Annotated in this window: 13 protein-coding genes; 12 read left to right on the top strand and 1 reads right to left on the bottom strand. The window is 70.3% G+C overall.

All coding sequences use genetic code 11. The features are described 5' to 3' along the window. The first annotated feature begins 26 nt into the window (after positions 1-26). The 8 genes from alaS (at position 27) to aroQ (ending at position 8,766) form a co-directional block, all read left to right on the top strand. Complete coding sequence (gene alaS, locus G6G98_RS02010) at positions 27-2,687, top strand: alanine--tRNA ligase (RefSeq protein WP_067352078.1); 2,661 nt, start codon at positions 27-29, stop codon at positions 2,685-2,687. Next, a complete protein-coding gene (ruvX, locus tag G6G98_RS02015) occupies positions 2,684-3,157 on the top strand; it encodes a Holliday junction resolvase RuvX (protein ID WP_164233776.1) in 474 nt (157 codons plus the stop codon). Before alaS ends, ruvX begins: the two co-directional genes overlap by 4 nt. 2 nt (positions 3,158-3,159) lie before the next feature. Continuing rightward, positions 3,160-4,641, top strand: a complete 1,482-nt coding sequence (gene mltG, locus G6G98_RS02020) for an endolytic transglycosylase MltG (RefSeq protein ID WP_164233775.1) — start codon at positions 3,160-3,162, stop codon at positions 4,639-4,641. Next, on the top strand, positions 4,629-5,450 hold the full coding sequence (locus G6G98_RS02025) for a shikimate dehydrogenase family protein (protein WP_164233774.1): 822 nt from the start codon (positions 4,629-4,631) through the stop codon (positions 5,448-5,450). Before mltG ends, G6G98_RS02025 begins: the two co-directional genes overlap by 13 nt. 65 nt (positions 5,451-5,515) lie before the next feature. Continuing rightward, positions 5,516-6,745 (top strand): chorismate synthase, encoded by a 1,230-nt coding sequence (gene aroC / locus G6G98_RS02030; protein ID WP_164233773.1) that lies wholly within the window; start codon positions 5,516-5,518, stop codon positions 6,743-6,745. Continuing rightward, positions 6,729-7,247 (top strand): shikimate kinase, encoded by a 519-nt coding sequence (locus tag G6G98_RS02035; protein ID WP_067352066.1) that lies wholly within the window; start codon positions 6,729-6,731, stop codon positions 7,245-7,247. The genes aroC and G6G98_RS02035 overlap by 17 nt, the downstream gene beginning before the upstream one ends. Beyond that, positions 7,244-8,332, top strand: a complete 1,089-nt coding sequence (gene aroB, locus G6G98_RS02040; protein ID WP_164233772.1) for a 3-dehydroquinate synthase — start codon at positions 7,244-7,246, stop codon at positions 8,330-8,332. Before G6G98_RS02035 ends, aroB begins: the two co-directional genes overlap by 4 nt. Continuing rightward, a complete protein-coding gene (gene aroQ / locus G6G98_RS02045; protein WP_164233771.1) occupies positions 8,329-8,766 on the top strand; it encodes a type II 3-dehydroquinate dehydratase in 438 nt (145 codons plus the stop codon). Before aroB ends, aroQ begins: the two co-directional genes overlap by 4 nt. Before the next feature lie 10 nt (positions 8,767-8,776). Here the strand turns inward: aroQ and G6G98_RS02050 are convergent, their stop codons facing one another. Further along, complete coding sequence (locus G6G98_RS02050) at positions 8,777-9,136, bottom strand: hypothetical protein (RefSeq protein ID WP_067352060.1); 360 nt, start codon at positions 9,134-9,136, stop codon at positions 8,777-8,779. 179 nt (positions 9,137-9,315) lie between these two features. Here G6G98_RS02050 and efp point away from each other — a divergent pair, with 179 nt between their 5' ends. The 4 genes from efp (at position 9,316) to G6G98_RS02070 (ending at position 15,291) form a co-directional block, all read left to right on the top strand. Next, positions 9,316-9,876, top strand: coding sequence for an elongation factor P (gene efp, locus G6G98_RS02055; RefSeq protein ID WP_045258534.1), 561 nt, complete (start codon positions 9,316-9,318; stop codon positions 9,874-9,876). Between the two features lie 3 nt (positions 9,877-9,879). After that, positions 9,880-10,290 (top strand): transcription antitermination factor NusB, encoded by a 411-nt coding sequence (gene nusB / locus G6G98_RS02060; RefSeq protein WP_067352056.1) that lies wholly within the window; start codon positions 9,880-9,882, stop codon positions 10,288-10,290. A gap of 43 nt (positions 10,291-10,333) precedes the next feature. After that, positions 10,334-13,627: an SNF2-related protein gene (locus tag G6G98_RS02065; RefSeq protein ID WP_164233770.1), complete on the top strand. Its 3,294-nt coding sequence runs from the start codon at positions 10,334-10,336 to the stop codon at positions 13,625-13,627. A gap of 77 nt (positions 13,628-13,704) precedes the next feature. Beyond that, a complete protein-coding gene (locus tag G6G98_RS02070; RefSeq protein ID WP_164233769.1) occupies positions 13,705-15,291 on the top strand; it encodes a Rieske 2Fe-2S domain-containing protein in 1,587 nt (528 codons plus the stop codon). The last annotated feature ends 21 nt before the right edge of the window (positions 15,292-15,312 follow it).

A 15,312-nucleotide genomic window follows, 5' to 3' on the forward strand; every position in this document is an offset into this window, starting at 1 on the left:
CTCAAGCAAGGACACCCGGCACAGCTATGAAAACTGCGGAGATCGCGCAGCGCTATCTCGACTACTTCGAGAAGAACGACCACCTGATCGTCCCCTCGGCATCCCTGGTCAGCGATGACCCGTCGCTGCTGTTCACGGTGGCCGGCATGGTGCCGATGATCCCGTATCTCACCGGTGTCGTCCCCGCGCCGCATCCCCGCATCGCGGACCTGCAGAAGTGCATCCGCACCAACGACATCGAAGAGGTCGGACGCACCGCCCGTCACGGCACCTTCTTCCAGATGCTCGGGAACTGGTCGTTCGGCGACTACTTCAAGGAGGGCGCGATCCGCTACGCCTGGGAGCTGCTGACGAGCTCCGAGGCCGACGGCGGACTCGGGTTCGACGAGAAGGACCTCTGGGTCACGGTCTACGAGACCGATGACGAGGCCGAGGCCATCTGGCGCGACATCATCGGCCTCAAGCCCGAGCGCATCCAGCGTCTGGGCCGTGCGGACAACTACTGGAACACCGGGCAGCCCGGCCCCGGTGGCCCCGACTCCGAGATCTTCTTCGACCGCGGCCCCGCCTACGGCAAGGACGGCGGCCCCGCCGCCGACGACTCGCGGTTCCTGGAGATCTGGAACCTGGTGTTCATGCAGGACTTCATCGAGAACATCCGGGGCAAGACCGAGTTCGACATCGTCGGCGACCTGCCCATGAAGAACATCGACACCGGCATGGGGCTCGAGCGCGTCGCGTTCCTCAAGCAGGGCGTCGAGAACATGTACGAGACCGACCAGGTGCGTCCGGTCCTCGACCGCGCGATCGAGCTCTCCGGCCGCAGGTACGGCGCCGTGCACGAGGACGACGTCCGCTTCCGCGTGGTCGCCGACCACGTCCGCTCCTCGCTCATGCTCCTCTCCGACGGCGTCCGCCCGTCGAACGAGGGCCGCGGCTACATCCTGCGCCGCCTGATGCGCCGCTCGGTGCGCGCCATGCGCCTGCTCGGCGTCGACGAGCCGGTGTTCCCTGAGCTCTTCGCGGCATCCCGAGACGCGATGAAGACCGCCTATCCCGTGCTGGAGACGGAGTGGTCCACGCTCTCGGCGGCGGCCTTCGCCGAGGAGGAGACCTTCCGCCGCACCCTCGCCCAGGGCTCGACGATCCTCGACCTCGCCCTCGACGAGACGAAGAAGGGCGGCGGCAAGACGCTCAGCGGCTCCGAGGCCTTCCTGCTCCACGACACGTACGGCTTCCCGATCGACCTCACGCTCGAGGTCGCGGAGGAGGCCGGCCTCGACGTCGATCGGGCCGCCTTCGACACGCTCATGCAGGAGCAGCGCGCCAGGGCCAAGGCCGACGCCCGCAACCGCAAGCGCCAGCTCGCCGACGTCTCGGTGTACCGCGACCTCCGCGCCCTCGGCGAGACCGGCTTCGACGGCTACACCGCTCTCGAGGTCGAGTCGCGCGTGCTCGGCATCCTCGTCGACGGTCAGGTCGTCACGAGCGCCTCGGAGGGCCAGATCGCCGAGGTCGTGCTCGCCGAGACGACTCTCTACGCCGAGTCCGGGGGCCAGGTCGCCGACAAGGGGACCATCGTCGGTCCGGGCTTCGAGCTCGAGGTGCTCGACGTGCAGCGCCCCGTTCCCGGTCTCATCAGCCACACCGTCGAGGTGAGCCGCGGCTCCGTCGCGGTCGGCGACGCCGCGACCACGGTCGTGGATGCCGCGAACCGCCGTGCCGCGCGTCAGGCGCATTCCGCCACGCACCTCGTGCATGCCGCCCTGCGCGACACGCTCGGCAAGACCGCCACGCAGGCGGGATCGCTGAACCGCGCCGGCTACATGCGCTTCGACTTCTCCTGGTCTCAGGCGCTCTCCGCGGAGACCCGCACGGAGATCGAGGACATCACGAACCGCGCCGTGCAGGACGCGCTCGAGGTCACCACCCGCATCGTCTCCCTCGACGAGGCCAAGGAGGCCGGCGCCATGGCGCTGTTCGGCGAGAAGTACGGCGACGTGGTGCGGATGGTCGACATCGGCGGTCCCTGGTCGCGCGAGCTCTGCGCGGGCACCCACGTGAGCACGAGCGCCGAGATCGGACTCGTCAGCGTCATCGGCGAGTCGTCGGTCGGCGCGTCCAACCGTCGCATCGAGGCTCTCGTGGGCGCCGACGCCTTCCGCGAGCTCGCCGCCGAGCGGGCGATCGTCTCGCAGCTCACCAGCTCGCTGAAGACGCCGCGCGAGCAGCTCCCGGAGCGCATCGCCGATCTCGCCGCGAGCCTCAAGGCCGCGGAGAAGCGCATCGCCCAGTTCGAGGCCAAGGAGCGTGCCGGCCAGGTGCCGGCGATCGCGGATGCCGCGCAGCGCGTCGGTGCCTTCCGAATCGCCGCCCAGTCGCTCGGCGAGGTCGCCTCGGCCGACGATGTGCGCGACCTCGTCAACGGCGTGCGCGACCGGCTCGGCTCCGAGGCGGCCGTCGTGGCGCTCGGCGCTGTGGTCAACGGACGCCCGGTCGTCGTGGTCGCGACGAACGACGCCGCCCGTGCGGCCGGAGCGAAGGCGGGAGCGCTCGCGAAGCGCGCCGCCTCCGTCCTCGGCGGCGGCGGCGGCGGTCGCGACGACGTCGCCCAGGGCGGTGGCACGGATGCCGCGGCCCTCCCGGCCGCGCTGGACGCCGTGTCGCAGGAGCTGCGCGCAGCGTGAGCGGGTTCCGTCGCGGCGTGCGGCTCGGCATCGACGTCGGCAGGGCGCGCATCGGGGTCGCCCGGTGCGACCCCGACGGCATGCTCGCCGTACCCGTCGAGACGGTGCCGCGCAGCGACACGTCGATCGACCGGATCGCGGAGATCGCCGCGGAGTACGAGCCGCTGGAGTTCGTCGTCGGCCTCCCCGTGAACATGCAGGGCGCCGACACGGCGTCGACCACGGATGCGCGGGAGTTCGCGGCGGCTCTGCAGGGGAGGACAGGCGTCCCCGTGCGGCTCGTCGACGAGCGGCTGAGCACGGTCACCGCACACGCCGCGCTGCGCTCTTCGGGCAGAACCCAGAAGAACTCTCGTAGCATTGTGGATCAGGTCGCCGCAGTGGTCCTCCTGCAGCAGGCGATCGACACGGAGAAGAGCACCGGGAACCCGCCCGGTGCCGTGATTCCGCCCCACGAGGAGTCCCCCTGACGATGCCCGAACGCGAGAGTGCTTCCCCCCGGCACGATGCGGACGACCGCCTCGGCGACCTGTTCGAGAACCTGCCTGCCCCGGCGGAGCACGTCCCTCAGGCCGACAGCGCACCGGCGCCCGGCTCCCGTCGGGCCGCCCGTGCGGCCGCCCAGGCGGCGACGGCGAGCGAGCCCTTCGCCTTCCCGCAGGCGGCCGATCAGCCGGCGGCGGGTTCCGCCTCGGCATCCGCGCAGGCAGCGGCGGCGGAGAGCGCTCCCTCCGGGCACCCTGGCCAGAGCATCCCCTCCGGGTCGCCCGCCGTGGCCGTGCCCTCCGAGCCGGCGCAGGCCGAGCCGGAGCACGCCGGCGGCCTGCACGATCTCTTCGGCGGCCACCACGACGACCATGAGGACCACGCCACGCCGAAGAGGAAGCGGCGTCGCGGCTGCCTCATCGCCCTCATCGTCGTTCTCGCCATTCTCGGCGGAATCGCCGGCGCCGGCGTCTGGGCCTGGAACACGTACAGCGAGAAGATCAGCGACCTCATGGGCTGGGGCCCTCCCACGGACTGGGAGCCCGGCCTCGCCACCGGCGAGGTGCTCGTCACCATCCACGAGGGCGACACGGGCGGTCCGGTCTCCTCCTCGCTCTTCGAGGCCGGCGTCACCCGCACCGAGGACGTGTTCTACGACTACCTCGTCGAGGAGAACATCGCCGTCACGTTCTATCCCGGCGTCTACCGCCTCCAGGAGAAGATGACCGCAGAGGCGGCCCTCGAAGCCATCAAGAACCCCGAGAACAAGCTGGAGAACTCCGTCAGCGTCGGCGAGGGCGCCACCATCTCCTCCTCGCTGCCGGAGATGGCGGAGGTGCTCGGCCTGCCGCTCGAGGACTTCCAGGCAGCTGTCGCCGACCCGTCGGTCTACGGCGTGACCGCGCAGAGCCTCGAGGGCTGGCTGTTCCCCGCCGTCTACACGTTCGACCCCGGCGTCACCGCGCAGCAGGTGATCCAGCGGATGGTGGACCGCACCCGGGAGTCGCTCACGGAGGCCGGCGTACCTGCCGGCGACGAGCAGCGCGTCCTCACGATCGCGTCGATCGTCCAGCGCGAGGGGCGCACGGCGGACTTCGCGAAGGTGTCGCAGGTCATCCAGAACCGTCTCGACATCGACATGAAGCTGCAGATGGACTCCACAGCCCAGTACGGCTACGGATCACTGCACGAGGGCGTCGTGTCCAGCTCGGCCGAGGCGCTCGCCGACCCGAACCCGTGGAACACCTATGTGCACACCGGGCTGCCGGTGACGCCGATCGCGAGCTCCAGCGACGCCGCGATCAAGGCGGCCATGCACCCGGAGCCGGGGCCGTGGCTGTACTTCGTCACCATCAACCTGGAGACGGGCGAGACCCAGTTCTCCGAGACCTACGAGGAGCACCTCGAGGGGATCGAGAAGTGGGACGCCTGGTGCAAGGAGCACCCGGACGGCGGATGCGCGAAGTGACGCACACGCGTCTCGCCGTGTGGGGCGACCCGATCGCCCATTCGAAGTCGCCGCAGCTGCACGCCGCCGCGTATGCCGTGCTCGGACTCGACTGGGAGTACGGCCGGCGTCAGGTGACCGAGGCCGCGTTCCGCGACACGATCGCCTCCCTCGACGACTCCTGGCGCGGGCTGTCGCTCACGATGCCGCTGAAGGACGAGGCGCATCGCATCGCGGAGACGCACGACCGTCACGCCGAGCTCACCGGCGTGGCGAACACCCTCCTTTTCGGCGACCGGCTCGCCGCGTTCAACACGGACGTCGGCGGCATCGTCGACGCGCTGGGGGAGCACGGCATCCACCGGCTCGACCGTGTCCGCATCCTCGGCGGAGGAGCCACCGCGGCGTCCGCTCTGGTGGCCGTCGCCGACCTCGGCGTCGCGCAGGCGGAGGTGCGCGTCCGGCGCCCCGAGCGTGCCGCCGGCCTGTCTGACCTGGGTGCCCGCCTGGGCGTGGACGTCGAGGTCGACACGCTCGACGCGCCGTCCGGCGACGTCGACCTCACGGTTGCGACGCTGCCCAGCGGCACGGCACTGCCCGAGGAGGTCACCACGCCGCTGGCCGCCCGGGGCGGTGCCCTCTTCGACGTCGCCTACGCCCCGTGGCCCTCGGCTCTCGCCCGGATCTGGGGCGACGCGCCGGCGATCTCCGGGCTCGGGATGCTGCTGTTCCAGGCAGTCCGGCAGATCCGCGTCTTCCTGCACGGAGATCCGGAGACCTCGCTGCCCGACGAGGCCGCCGTCGTCGCGGCGATGCGCGCCGCCCTGTAGCGCTCAGACGCGCGACGGGACGAAACGCGGCCGGCGACCGCCGAAACGCATGGGAGACTAGAGCAATGCTCCGCGTGCTCACTGCCGGCGAATCGCACGGCCCAGAACTCATTGCCGTCATGGAGGGCCTGCCCTCCGGCGTCCCGGTGTCTTCCGAGGCCATCCAGGCCGATCTCGAGCGTCGCAAGCTCGGCTACGGCCGCGGTTCGCGCATGAAGTTCGAGCAGGACGAGCTCACGATCTCCGGCGGCGTGCGCCACGGCAAGACCCTCGGCAGCCCGATCGCCCTGCGCATCGGCAACACCGAATGGCCGAAGTGGATCGAGGTCATGAACCCCGAGCCCGTGGAGCTCACCGACAAGTCCCGCGGGCGCGGCGCCCCGCTCACACGCCCTCGTCCGGGACACGCCGACCTCGTCGGCATGCAGAAGTACGACTTCGACGAGGCCCGGCCGATCCTCGAGCGCGCGAGCGCCCGCGAGACCGCCGCCCGCGTCGCCCTCGGCGCGATCGCCCGCTCGTTCCTCAGCGAGCTCGGCATCCGCCTGGTCAGCCACACGCTCTCCATCGGCCCCGTGCAGGTGCCCGACGGCTCCCCGCTGCCCACCCCTGACGACGTCGCGGCCCTCGACGCCGATCCGCTGCGCTGCTTCGACCCGGCAACCTCGGCTCTGATGGTCGCCGAGGTCGACGACGCGAAGAAGGACGGCGACACGCTCGGCGGCATCGTCGAGGTGCTCGCCTACGGTCTGCCGCCGGGGCTCGGCTCGCACGTGCACTGGGATCGTCGTCTCGACGCGCGTCTCGCGCAGGCCCTGATGAGCATCCAGGCGATCAAGGGCGTCGAGGTCGGAGACGGCTTCGAGACGACCCGCCGCCGAGGCTCCGCAGCCCACGACGAGCTGTTCGCCACCGCTGACGGGATCACCCGCGGCTCCGACCGTGCCGGCGGCACCGAGGGCGGCATGTCCACGGGCACCGTGCTCCGCGTCCGCGCCGGCATGAAGCCGATCGCCACCGTCCCGCACGCGCTGCGCACGATCGACGTCGCCACCGGGGCGGACGCCACCGCTCACCATCAGCGCTCCGACGTCTGCGCCGTGCCGGCGGCCGGAGTGGTCGCCGAGGCGATGGTCGCGATCGAGCTCGCGCGCGCCGTGCTCGAGAAGTTCGGCGGCGACAGCATCCGCGAGACCCGTCGGAACCTCGAGGGCTACCTCGCCGGGATCCCGGAGGAGCTGCGCACGACCCCCGCGTCCGAGGCGGCGCTCATCGCGCATGACGAGCGAGGCTGATCCGCTCACGCTGGTGCTCGTCGGCCCGATGGCGGCCGGCAAGACCAGCGTCGGCCGGAGGGTCGCCCGCCGGCTCGGCGTGCCGTTCATCGACACCGACAAGCGCGTCGCCGCCGCGCACGGCCCGATCCCCGAGATCTTCGCCGCGCACGGCGAGACGCACTTCCGTTCGCTCGAGCGAGACGCGGTCGCCGCTGCGCTCAGCGAGGGCGGCGTCGTCTCCCTCGGCGGGGGAGCGGTGACCGATGCAGGAACGCGTGAGCTGCTCCGCGCGCATCCCGTCGTCTTCCTCACCGTCTCGGAGGACGCGGTCGCGGAGCGGATCTCCGGCGGCGGCAGGCCCCTGCTCGACGCCGAGGACCCGCTGGAGCGCTGGAAGCAGATCTTCGCGGAGCGCCTGGCCTGGTATGAGGAGGTCGCGACGGTGACGTTCGACACGTCCCGCCGTCCGATGCAGCGGATCGCGGACGACATCGCGACATGGAGGAGAGAACAGGGATGACCACGACAACCATCAGCGTCACGGGGAACGATCCGTACGACATCACGATCGGCCGAGGCATCCTCGACAGCGTCTCCGCCGCCCTCGCGCCGACGGTGCGGAAGGTGCTCGTCGTGCACCCGCCGACCCTTGCCGCCCGCGCAGCGGAGCTCCGCGAGCGGCTCCTCGCCGACACCGAGAACGGTCCGCGCGAGGTGCTCCTGGCGGAGGTGCCGGATGCCGAGCAGGGCAAGCGCATCGAGGTCGCGGCGTTCTGCTGGCAGGTCATGGGTCAGGCGGACTTCACTCGCACCGATGCCGTGATCGGCTACGGCGGGGGTGCGGTGACCGATCTCGCCGGCTTCGTCGCAGCCACGTGGCTGCGCGGCGTCCAGGTGGTGCAGGTGCCGACGACGGTTCTCGGCCTCGTCGACGCTTCGGTCGGCGGCAAGACCGGCATCAACACCGCCGAGGGCAAGAACCTGGTCGGGGCGTTCTGGGCGCCGCGCGCCGTGATCGGCGACCTCGACGAACTCGGCAGCCTCAGCGCGAACGAGGCCACCGCCGGTTTCGCGGAAGTCGTCAAGGCCGGGTTCATCTGGGCTCCCGAGATCCTCGACATCGTCGAGGCCGACCCTGTGCGCGCCGTCGACACCACGACGCCGGAGTTCCGGCGTGCCGTCGAGCTCGCCATCGACATGAAGGCCCGCGTCGTCTCCGACGACTTCCGCGAGGCCGGGCAGCGCGAGATCCTCAACTACGGGCATACCCTCGGCCACGCCATCGAGCACGCCGAGCGGTACAAGTGGCGTCACGGGGCCGCGATCTCCGTCGGCATGCTCTACGCCGCCGAGCTCTCCCGTCTCGCCGGCCGGCTGTCGGATGCCGGCGCCGAGCGCCACCGCACCGTGCTCGAGTCGCTCGGCCTGCCCACCTCGTACCGTGCCGGAGCCTGGCAGCAGCTGCTCGCCACCATGCAGCGCGACAAGAAGAGCAGGGGCGGGATGCTCCGCTTCATCCTCCTCGACGAAATCGCCAAGCCCACCGTGCTTCAGGCGCCGGACGAGTCGCTGCTGTTCGCCGCCTACCAGGAGGTGGGGGAGTGACCCGCCGCCTGCTCCTCGTCAACGGACCCAACCTCAACCTGCTCGGCACGCGCGAGCCCGGGATCTACGGCTCGGCGACGCTCGCCGATGTCGAGCGGATGACGGCGGAGGCCGCGGCGGAAGCCGGGTACGAGCTGCGCGCGCTGCAGAGCAACCATGAGGGCGTGCTCATCGACGCGATCCACGCCGCGCGCGAGGACTGCGCGGGGATCGTGATCAACCCCGGTGGCCTCACCCACACGTCGGTGTCGCTCCGCGACGCCCTCACCGGTGTCGGCCTTCCGTTCGCCGAGGTGCACATCTCCGACGTGTACGCGCGCGAGGAGTTCCGGCACCACTCGTATCTGCACGACGTCGCCGCCGTCCGTGTCGTCGGGCGCGGCGTCGACGGCTATGCGGACGCCGTGCGCGAACTCGTCGCGGTCATCGGCTAGCCGCCCGCGCTCAGCCCGGTGGCGCCCACACCAGCAGGACGCAGGTGATCATGCCCGCCAGGACCACCAGGGCCATGGCGATGAAGCAGACGGCCAGCGCCCTGAGCAGTGCCGGACCGGGGCTCACGGTCAACCGCAGCACGACCATGGCCGCGAGCAGGCCGACGAGGAGCACCGCGGTCGCGATCGCGATGCCGGCGGGGGCGCCGCCACGGCCGATGATCCCGATGAGCGGCACCAGGCAGACCGCCGTGAACAGCGAGGCGACGATGATCCAGATCGCGCCGGAGGAGGTGCGCAGCGCCGGCTGGCTCCTGACCAGGGTCGGGTCCAGCTCCGGCCGACCGCGCCGGAACACTCGATTCATCATGGCGGCTCCTCACCTCGGGCCTCCAGGCTGAGCGCGGCCGGCCTGTTCGTCAATGGGGTGGACACGCGCCGGAATCGGCGCTCCGAACGGCGTCGCCCGCGGCATCCCGTAGAATCGACTGTCGGCGTGCGCACGCTCACGCCCCGCGAACTTTCACGAACGAACGGAACTCCTGCAGCATGGCATCTACCGCAGACATCAAGAACGGCGTCGTCCTCAACCTCGAGGGTCAGCTCTGGAGCGTCGTCGAGTTCCAGCACGTCAAGCCCGGCAAGGGCGGCGCGTTCGTCCGCACGAAGCTCAAGAACGTCCTCACGGGCAAGGTCGTCGACAAGACGTTCAACGCCGGCGCCAAGGTCGAGATCGAGAACGTCGACCGCCGCGACTACACCTACCTGTACACCGACGGTGACGGCTATGTCTTCATGGACCAGACCGACTTCGACCAGATCACGGTCGGCGCCGCCACGGTCGGCGACGCGAAGAACTTCCTGCTCGAGAACCAGCAGGTCACGATCGCGCTGAACAACGGCAACCCGCTGTACATCGACCTCCCGGCGTCGGTCATCCTCGAGGTGACCTACACCGAGCCCGGCCTGCAGGGCGACCGCTCCTCGGCCGGCACCAAGCCCGCCACCCTCGAGACCGGCTACGAGATCCAGGTCCCGCTCTTCCTCGAGACCGGCACCAAGGTCAAGGTCGACACCCGCACCGGCGACTACCTCGGTCGCGAGAAGTAAGGCGTGAGCGCCCGGACGAAGGCGCGCAAGCGCGCACTCGACATCCTGTTCTCCGCGGACGTCCGCGGAGACGAGGTCTCCGTGACCCTCGCAGCCGAGGCCAAGCGCGCGGCGAGCGAGCCCGCGCGCGAGGCCTCCTGGCTGTACGCCCGGGAGATCGTGGACGGGATCATCGATCACCACGACGAGATCGACGAGCAGATCACCACGCACAGCCGCGACTGGAAGCTGGAGCGCATGCCCACCGTCGACCGCGCCCTGCTGCGTATCGGCGTGTGGGAGATCCTCTTCAACGACGAGGTGCCGACGGCCGTCGCCATCGACGAGGCGGTGGAGCTCGCCAAGGAGTTCTCGACCGACGACTCGGGGGCGTTCGTGCACGGCGTCCTCGCCAGGGTGGCGCGCGCCGCGTGACGACCGCGTCCGCGATGTCGGACGCCGCCGGAAGGATGCCGGTATGCCCGCGCCTCACGTCGATCTCCGCGATCTCCTGCAGATCACGGATGCCGGCGGCTACTCTCGCGGCCTCGCCTACTTCCGTGAGGGGCACGTCCTCGATCTGATCTGGCACGAGGACCGCCAGGAGCTCGAGGCGTACGTCCAGGGCAGCCGCGGGGCGCAGTACCTCGCCGAGGTCGGATTCGTGTCGTCCAACGGCGGTCGTCACGTCCGCTCGACCCGCTGCTCCTGTCCGGTGCGGTCGGCGTGCAAGCACGTCGTGGCCGCGCTGCTCGCGTCCAACGTGCACGAGTACGCGCAGCAGCCCGGCGCGAGGACCTCCGATCATGCACCGGCACCCGCGACACCCGCGACGCCTGCGCCCGGGCCGTCCTGGCGCGCCCTGATCGACACGGCGAGCACGGCACGGACGCAGGCGCTCGCGCTCGGCGTCGAGCTGCGTCACCGCGATGCACGCGGCGACAACCACTGGGCGCCGCGGGCCGTGCGCCCGGCGACACCGCGCGACCTCGCCAAGCCGGACGGCGAGCTCCTCCTCGGCATCCGCCCGCTCATGCGCAGCGCGCAGACCGGTGCCTGGATCCAGGGGCACGCGAGCTGGGACGTCGTCCGCCGCGACACCGCGCAGTTCGGCAGGACGCAGACCCGCTGGTTCGGCGACCTGCTCAGCATCTCCCGCGATTCTCTGCTCTCCGGCAGCGCCGGCGACTGGCTGGTCGTCGACCAGATCGAGTCGACCCTGCTCTGGGAGCACCTGCGCGCGGGCGCCGCACTCGGCATCCCGCTGGTGCCGAGCCAGAAGCACGCGACCGTGCGACTGGCCGACGCGGCCGAGATCGTCGCCTCGATCGAGCGTGACGAGGCAGGGGCGCTCTCCGTCAGCGCCGGAGTCACGATCGACGATCGAGCCGTCCCCGCCGGGGAGGTGCACCCGATCGGGCGCACCGGGGTGTACGCGGCCACGCTCCTCGGCAGCCGCATGGAGATCACCCTCGCCGAGACGCCGCTCAGTGAGCAGTTGCGTGCACTGCTCGGAGCCCGCAGTGCGCTGGTCGTGCCGCCCGACGAGGAAGCGGCGTTCATCGCCGAGGCGTATCCGCTGCTCGCCCGGCGCGCCACTGTGCGCACGAGCGGTCCGGTGTCGCTTCCCGAGGTGCCGGCGCCGGTCGCCGTGCTGCACGTGTCCTTCGAGCGCGGCGACGTCGTCAGCCACCGGTTCGAATGGTCGTACCGAGGCTTCGGAACCGTCCCCTTCGCGGCCGGGCCGGCCGCTGTGCGTGACATCGAGGCGGAAGCGCGCACGCGCGCCGGGATCGAGCGGATCTGGCAGGAGCACACCACGGCGCGGTTCGCGGTCTCGGGCTCCTTCCATGACATCGACGCCGCGGCGTTCGTGGCGCACGTCGTACCGGCCCTGGAGGCCGCCGGAGTCCGCATCGAGACGACGGGCACCCGCAAGGACTATCGCGAGCTGACCGGCGAGCCCGCGGTCACGGTGTCGACGGTCGAGACGACGGATGCCGACTGGTTCGACCTCGGCATCATCGTCACGATCGACGGGCGGAGCATCCCGTTCGGTCCGCTGTTCACCGCGATGAGCAGGGGCAGGAAGAAGCTCCTGCTCGTCGACGGCAGCTATTTCTCGCTGAACCACCCGGCACTCGACAGGCTGCGAGAGCTCATCGACGAGGCCGGGGAGCTCGCCGAGTGGGAGACCGGTCCTCGCATCAGCCGCTACCAGCTCGACCTCTGGGAGGAGTTCGAAGACCTCGCCGACGAGGCGCAGCCGGCGGTGAGCTGGCGCGCGACGGCCGACGGTCTCCGCCAAGCCACCGGCGTGCCCGCGACTCCGGTCCCCGCCGGCCTGACGGCCGAGCTGCGCCCGTACCAGAAGACCGGGTTCGACTGGCTCGCCTTCCTCTGGCGGCACCGGCTCGGCGGGATCCTCGCCGACGACATGGGGCTCGGCAAGACCCTGCAGCTGCTCGCCTTCATGCTGCACACGCGCGAGTCGGGGGAGCAGCGCCCCTTCCTCGTGCTGGCGCCCACCTCGGTGCTGAGCACCTGGAAGACCGAGGCCGCCCGTTTCACCCCGGGGCTGCGCGTCGCGATCGTCGACAGCACCAGCGGCCGGAGCCCTCGCGGACTGGCGGATGCCGCGGCCTCCGCCGACGTGGTCGTGAGCTCGTACACCGTCGCCCGGCTCGACGAGAAGGAGTTCAGCGGTGTCGAGTGGGCGGGGCTGATCCTCGACGAGGCCCAGTTCGTGAAGAACCCGAAGACCAAGCTGCACCGCGCGATCTCCGCGTTCCGCGCAGACGTGACCTACGCCGTCACCGGCACGCCGATGGAGAACAGCCTGTCCGAGCTGTGGTCGCTGCTGAAGCTGGCGGCGCCCGGGCTGTTCCCCTCGGCGCGCCGGTTCCGCGACCGCTACATCCAGCCGATCGAGAAGGGCAAGGTCCCGGAGAACGAGGAGGGCGGGGAGTACCGTGCCCGGCGGCTCGCCCAGCTGCGCCGCCGCGTGCGCCCGCTCATGCTGCGCCGAACCAAGGAGCTCGTGGCCGCCGATCTGCCGCCCAAGCAGGAGCAGGTGCTCGAGGTCGAACTCAGCCCGGCGCACCGCGCCCTCTACGACGTCGTGCTGCAGCGCGAGCGGCAGAAGGTGCTCGGACTCATCGACGATCTCGATCGCAACCGCTTCATCGTCTTCCGCTCGCTGACGCTGCTGCGGATGCTGAGCCTGGCCCCCGGCCTCGTCGACGAGGACGACGCGCACATCGGCTCCGGAAAGCTCGACGTCCTGCGCGAGCGGATCGCCGAACTGCAGGCGGAGGGGCACCGTGCCCTCGTCTTCAGCCAGTTCACCACGTTCCTCGACATGGCGGCCGGGCGCCTCGAGGATGCCGGGATCCCGTACGCGCACCTCGACGGCTCCACCCGCCGGCGGCAGGACGTGGTCGACGGGTTCAAGACGGGGGAGCAGCCGGTGTTCCTCATCAGCCTGAAGGCGGGCGGCTTCGGCCTCACCCTCACCGAGGCAGACTACGTCTTCCTGCTCGACCCGTGGTGGAACCCGGCCGCGGAGGCGCAGGCGGTCGACCGCACGCACCGCATCGGGCAGACGAGCCAGGTGTTCGTCTACCGGATGATCGCCGCGGGGACGATCGAGGAGAAGGTGCGCGAGCTGCAGCAGCGCAAGGCGCGGCTGTTCACCGCGGTCATGGACGACGAAGACCTCTTCGCGCAGTCCCTCACCGCCGACGACATCCGCGGCCTCTTCGAGGAGTGACGTTTCTCCCGGCTCGTCACCGTGGGCGCACAGGAGCCCGCCGGTAGACTCGAACGGTTCGATCAGGAGGTAGTCACATGCGGATCACGGGACTCGGCCACGCCGGGATGTTCATCGAGACGGTCGGCGGCAACATCATCTGCGACCCCGTTCTCGGTCCGTCCTTCTACGGATCCTGGTTCCCCTTCCCCGACAACCGCGGCCTCGACTGGGAGCGCTTCGGCCGCGAGGCCGACTTCCTGTACATCTCGCACCGGCACCGCGACCACTTCGACCCGAGGCTCCTCGAGCGCTACATCCGCAAGGACATCGAGGTGCTCCTGCCCGAGTACCCGATCGACGACCTCGAGCAGGACATCCGCGCCCTCGGCTACACGAACATCACCTACGCGCCGGCCGGCGAGATCATCGAGCGCGGCGACCTGAAGATCATGATCACGCCGCTGCGCGCGCCCAGCGACGGTCCGATCGGCGACTCGTCCCTCAGCATCGACGACGGCACCGGCTCGGTCCTGAACCAGAACGACTCGCATCCGCTCGACCTCGAGAAGCTGCTGCATTTCGGCAAGCCGGATGCCTACTTCACGCAGGTCTCCGGCGCCATCTGGTGGCCGATGGTCTACGACCTGCCGATGGACGCGAAGCAGAATTTCGCGAAGCTCAAGCGCGACGCGCAGAACAAGCGCGCGATGTACTACATCGAGAAGGTCGACGCCCCGCACGTCTTCCCGATGGCCGGCCCGCCGATGTTCCTCCGCGACGACCTCTTCGACTTCAACGGCACCGGCCGCAACGGCGAGTCGATCTTCACCGACCAGAAGGAGTTCCTCGCGCACCTGAAGGAGCTGGCGCCGCAGTACGACGGGCAGCTCTTCATCCCTGGCACCGTGGTCACCGTCGAGGGCGGCGAGGTGACGACCGAGCAGACGCTCTACACGGATTCCGAGATCGCGCACGTCTTCGACGAGAAGTGGGACTACCTCGAGGAGCAGCGCGCCTCCCGTCAGCAGGAGATCCAGGACGAGATCGCCTCCCGCGCCGAGGTGATCCCGCCGGCCGAGATGCTCCAGGCCATCAAGGAGTGGTGGGAGCCGCTGATGAAGAAGTCGCGCACCATCCGGCTGGGCGTGGGCGGGTGCGTCCGCTTCCGCATCGGCGAGCTCGACATGGTGGTGGACTTCCCGCGGGCGAAGGTCCGCGAGTACGCGGGGGAGGAGTGCATCTACTGGTACACGATCCCCGCTGATCTCGTCTCGACGAACATCCGCGACCACGAGATCGACTGGTCGAACTCGATCTTCCTGTCGATGCAGTTCTCGGTGGGCCGCAGCGGCAAGTTCAACGAGTTCCTCACGACGTTCCTGAAGTGCCTCTCGGTCGACCGCATCGAGTACGTCGAGAACTGGTACCAGGAGCAGACCGATCAGACCGAGGACGCGGAGATCGGCGACTGGGTCGTGCAGCGCCGCTGCCCGCACCTGCGCGCAGACCTCACCCGCACCGGCACGGTCGACGAGGACGGCGTCCTCACGTGCAGCATGCACGACTGGAAGTGGGACCTGAAGACCGGGCGCTGCCTATCGACGAGCGGCCACCCGATCCGCGCATCGCGGATCATCGAGACCGGCTCGGCGTCGGCGGAGGAGCTGCAGCCGGCGAACTGAGCGGGCATCGGCCCGATAGAC

Source organism: Microbacterium hydrocarbonoxydans, from assembly GCF_011752045.1.
Classification (GTDB): domain Bacteria; phylum Actinomycetota; class Actinomycetes; order Actinomycetales; family Microbacteriaceae; genus Microbacterium.

Excerpts from the sequence above, each read along its gene's own strand:
- alaS (WP_067352078.1), top strand. The coding sequence starts at position 27 with ATGAAAACTGCGGAGATCGCGCAGCGCTATCTCGACTACTTCGAGAAG.
- mltG (WP_164233775.1), top strand. The coding sequence starts at position 3,160 with ATGCCCGAACGCGAGAGTGCTTCCCCCCGGCACGATGCGGACGACCGC.
- G6G98_RS02025 (WP_164233774.1), top strand. The coding sequence starts at position 4,629 with ATGCGCGAAGTGACGCACACGCGTCTCGCCGTGTGGGGCGACCCGATC.
- aroC (WP_164233773.1), top strand. The coding sequence starts at position 5,516 with ATGCTCCGCGTGCTCACTGCCGGCGAATCGCACGGCCCAGAACTCATT.
- G6G98_RS02035 (WP_067352066.1), top strand. The coding sequence starts at position 6,729 with ATGACGAGCGAGGCTGATCCGCTCACGCTGGTGCTCGTCGGCCCGATG.
- aroB (WP_164233772.1), top strand. The coding sequence starts at position 7,244 with ATGACCACGACAACCATCAGCGTCACGGGGAACGATCCGTACGACATC.
- G6G98_RS02050 (WP_067352060.1), bottom strand. The coding sequence starts at position 9,136 with ATGATGAATCGAGTGTTCCGGCGCGGTCGGCCGGAGCTGGACCCGACC.
- efp (WP_045258534.1), top strand. The coding sequence starts at position 9,316 with ATGGCATCTACCGCAGACATCAAGAACGGCGTCGTCCTCAACCTCGAG.
- G6G98_RS02065 (WP_164233770.1), top strand. The coding sequence starts at position 10,334 with ATGCCCGCGCCTCACGTCGATCTCCGCGATCTCCTGCAGATCACGGAT.
- G6G98_RS02070 (WP_164233769.1), top strand. The coding sequence starts at position 13,705 with ATGCGGATCACGGGACTCGGCCACGCCGGGATGTTCATCGAGACGGTC.